Here is a 4,792-nt window from a genome sequence, read left to right on the forward strand (position 1 = left end):
TTTTCACTTAATTCTAGTGTTTTTGCAACATTATTTAGAAAGTTTGACATATGATCAATGTATTTAAAAAGCGTACAAGTCTGTATGCACTGACAACAAGTGCTTTCTTCTTTTTACAAGGTGTAGATGTTTCTATGGAGGTGATGGGTAATCGGTTGCCATTACCGAACTTCGGAGCATCTTTATCATACGCAAATGCAATTACACCTAATCCAGAAACTCCACCTTCTGAGGATAGATCTAATGACGTTTTATCTGGAGAATTGCAAATTCAGGGGAAAAAGGCAATCGGTTCTAATGATGGGGCTGATAAGGAACCTGTACGGGTGTATTCACCTATTACTAGCTGTCATTCTACTAAATTTAATGGTACTATTACTCTTGGTAATCTAATGAATAGTGTAGAAATTGTTCCAGGAGCTATTCCAGGTGCTGTTGCAGGTGCTATTCCAGGTGCTGTTGCAGGTGCTGTTGCAGGTCGTCCTTCGCATATTGCTGTTCCTAATAGTTTTGACGCTGCTATTCCGGGTGGTATTTGGGGGGCTGAAAACGGTGCTGGAGTTCATTCACAAAGAGCATCTGGTACTTTACTCCCTGCTGTCCCAGGTGGGGTGGGTGTTCAATCTGGGAGACAGGCTCGAAATGCAAGAGATGCGAGTATGGGGGTAAGAGGGCTACAGGGTAGTAAAATCCTTGGTTCAGACAGTTTTAATGATGCTATATATGGAGCTATTTCTTGCAGCAATGCTGGAAACTATAAGGTGCAAGGGAAAAATATTATAGCAAAAGACGGTGAGAGTGCTGTACACTTGAAGGGTAATACAGGGGAATCTCCAGAAAAAACTCATCTTCGTTTAGACGCTGTATCTATTATGCATGTAAAGGGCGAAAATGGTTTTTACAGTTTTGAAAATATAGCGGATATTACGGGATTAGTTCAAGGTGTCTCTAATGGTAATCCTCAAAATCAAAAGAAGGATGCTAGTAAAGCTCTTAAGCTCTCTGATGTTGCTGTGCTGGTAGAAAATGGAAGTGTTAATTTAATTAATTCAAATATTAAGGGTTTTTTTACTGGACTTGAAGCTAAAGATTCTGGAAGTATTACTATGAAAGGGGGGAGCATCAAGGGTGCACATATAGCTGCTTTGACTAAAAAGGGTGGGGCAATTTCTTTAGATGGAGTAAAGGTTGATGTTCTTGGGATTGGTCTTTGGAGTTCTGGAAACTCAGTTATCGTAATGAATTCTGGAGAGATGACTATAATAGAGGGTGGAATAGGCGTTATATCGGAAACAGGGGGAACTGTTGTATTAGATGAAACGACGGTCAGAGTTTCTGGGATAAAAGGTAGCAATGGTTTAAGCGAATATAGTGCTGGTTTATTATCGTCTGGGGGTGGTATTTCTTTCCAAAATGGAAAGCTTGAGGGCTCCAAAGCCTTTGCGTTGTTGATAAATAATGAGTTTGGAATGGATGCTTTTAATAATGAGTGGTCTGGCGGTTTTGATGAAGGAGAAGATAATGAAGATAATGAAGATGATGATGATGATGATGCAGAAGATAATAGTGGAACAATGAGATTGGGTGAAAAGATAATAAGTACGTTTCATGCTAACGGTTCTGCTATTGGACAGGTTGTTTCTGTTATAAAGAATTCTTTAAAGGAAAATTCATCTTCTATAGGTAATGGTGTATCTCCTAAATTTACCCATCTAATGATTTCTGATATTCAAAATTCAACGATTAAACTAGGAGGCGAGTCTTACGGTATATATTTTGATGGGGAGAGTGATGATAAATCAAAAGAATATCGAGCAACAATAAACAAAGATAGATTGCATGCTGTTCTTTTGAAAGGTACACGTCTTAAAGTTCCTGAGGGCGTGGCCATTTATAGTGATAGTTTAGAGGGAAGCGTTGTTATAAAAGACGAATCAACTCTTTCTGGTGGTTTACTATTGAACGCTGAAGAGGATTCCAACCTGTTTGTTTTTGTTCAAGATTCTTTAATTAAGGGAGGTGCTCGTATTGATAAAAGTTCCCATGCTAAGCTTTTTTTATCTCACGGATCGGAGTGGTATGTAACAAAGGATCTATATAGTCGTGATTTGAGAAGTTCAGATAACATTTGTGTGGATTCATGTATTTCATCTATGAAACTTGCTAATAGTAATATTAGATTTTTCACTTCTTTAAAAAATGGAAATGCTGAGGATGTTGAATATCGAACCCTTCTCATTGGAGATAGAAATAAAAAGGGAAATGGTGTCGTTTACACAGCTTCTGGGACTTCTAAAATTTACTTCAATGTAAATTTAGCGCCGATTGGTACGAAAAACTCTCAAATATCTGATAGGCTTATAATTAATGGTGATGTTGGCGGAGAAAATGGAACTATAGTGCATGTGAATGATACTTCAGGTGGGAAGGGGAATACGGATTCAGATCAAAAGTATAGTGTTTCGCTTATTCAAGTTTATGGGCAGGCAGAACAGAATTCTTTCAAGCTAGAAGGTTCTTATGTAACACTGGGTACGCCTTATAAATATATTCTTCGTGCTGAGAAAACAAAAAATGACCCTTTCATTTCTAGTTTGGTAGGATTGGGGAACGAATTTTGGAATTTTTCTTTAGAAAGTGAGAATGTTGTTTCTTCTGGTGGAGAAAATACAGAAAGCTCTTCATCGTCTGGGCAGGGACGTTTATTGCTGAGATCTGATACAGATGATTCTAGTATGGATTCGCAAACAGAAGGTACATTATTGGGAACAACAGCTGGATATGATAAAACTCCGAATATTTCTCTTCCTAATAATTCAAGTAAGGGTGATATAATAGAAGATGATGATGAAGAGAATGGAATATACTCAGGATCTTTAGTCACTACTTTACTGAACTCTTTTGGAAGGTCTGATACAGGTGATGACGATTCTATAATATCTACAGGTGGGATTTCTCTAATGCCTCTACCTGTTACTGTATCTAATAGCATTACACCTATAAATTCTGCTACTTCTGTGGATTTGAGGAAACCTTCTGGACCTGTTGGGCGTGTTCTTCTGCTTGATCGTTCTGGTAATGGAGGTGTTTCTTCTCAGTGTGGTAATGCGGAGCAAAATAGTGCGGGTATGTCGCAAGTTGCTTATTTGTGCAGTGATGGAAAACCATATACAATGGAAGGTCTTACACTGAAGGCAACGGATAAATCTCAACATTCTATGCATGCAAAGAAGCAGAATACGGTTATTACGTTAGAGAGTGTTACCATTAGTGGTGTGGATTCTTCTGATGATAAAAATAGTCTTGATCTTACTCCGTCAAATCCTGTGAGTGCTGTACTTGCAGAGGAAAAAGCAGAAATTGTTTTGAGTAAAAACTCAACGATTCAATCTTCTGTGATTGGGCTTGAAGCTAAAAGTGGCGGAAAGGTTAAGATGAATGATGGAACGGTCAATGCCCAGTATGTGGCTGCTTTTGCAGATTCTGAATCGTCTATTCAATTAAGTAATACGAAAATTAATATGACAGGAGATTTTGTTGCAGCTGCTTTGGCAAGTAAGGCTGGTGAGATAACCATGGATTCTGGAGATATTGCTATTGCAAGAGGCGTGGCAGTAAGGTCAGAATCTGGGGGCAGTATTAAGTTAGACAAAGTGAGAATTACTGCGAAAAAACAACAGGGTAAGTTAGATGCTGCAGATGACTTTGGACGTGCAGCTTTTCTGTTGACTGATAATGGTTCTGTTGATTTTAAGAACGGAAATGTTACTACTGACGCTCATGCTTTGTGGATTGTAAATGGTGGTGGGAACGAGGCGGATTCTCCTAGGAAAAAGAGAGCCTCTGACGTTCGTTCTGCTATGAATCACGCAAATATCGAGTCCTCTACTGTTAAAGTGGAAGGTGATGGGACTTATGGTATATACTTTGATGGAGTAACACAGAAAGACGGAAATAAACAAACTCGAGGTAAAGATTTAGCAACTGAGAAGGCAATTGTTAAACGGAGCGCTGTATCCACACAGGAGAAAACACCTATAGGCGTAACAGGGGCGATTTCATTGAAAAAAACTAAGTTTGAAGTTGCAAATGGTATAGCGATCTATGGTAATCATTCTGGTGGTCGTGTTTCATTAGAAAATAAAACAACTCTTGCGGGTGACTTCTTATTGAAAGCCGAGAATGATTCTAATATATTGGTTTCGGTTAATAATTCTATTGTTACAGGTGATGTTCGCGTTGATAAAAGTTCTTATGCAAAATTGGACTTGGTCAATAGTTCAGAGTGGATTCTAAAAAGAAGTTCACAGAGGAATTTGGGTGTTCTAGATTCAGGATGCGTGGATTCATGTATTTCTGCTGTGAGTCTTGTAAATAGTGTTATTGATTTTAGAGCTTCGAAAACTCAAGGACAATATCAGACTCTCCATATTGGAAATGGAACAGGCAGAGTTTATGAGGCGCAGGGGGATGCTTTAATTCATCTCAATGCCCGTTTAAATCCTCATGATCCAAGCGATCAACAAGTAACGGATAGAATTGTTATTCATGGCGATGTTTCTGGAAAAACAAAAATACATGTACGAGGTGATGCAGGCAATGTAGGAAATGGTCAGGAGAATGCTAAGATTGCCCACAGTGTTTCAATTATTCAGGTCTATGGTCAAGCAAAGAAAGATTCTTTCCAACTTGATGGCGATTATGTTGCACTCATCAACTCACCTTACAAATACACTCTCCGTGCTTATGCTCCAGAAGCGACTTCGAAACAGGAGCATGTTCAGCAGAAATT

The 4,792-nt window shown here is 38.7% G+C and carries 1 protein-coding gene; it reads left to right on the forward strand.

The window, feature by feature from the left end:
* Positions 1-50: 50 nt before the first annotated feature.
* Positions 51-4,792: autotransporter outer membrane beta-barrel domain-containing protein (locus tag ACFIO3_RS08915; RefSeq protein ID WP_375704338.1), on the forward strand; the 4,742-nt coding region annotated here is incomplete at its 3' end.

The sequence above is a fragment of the Bartonella sp. AD328YNZD genome (genome assembly GCF_042196425.1).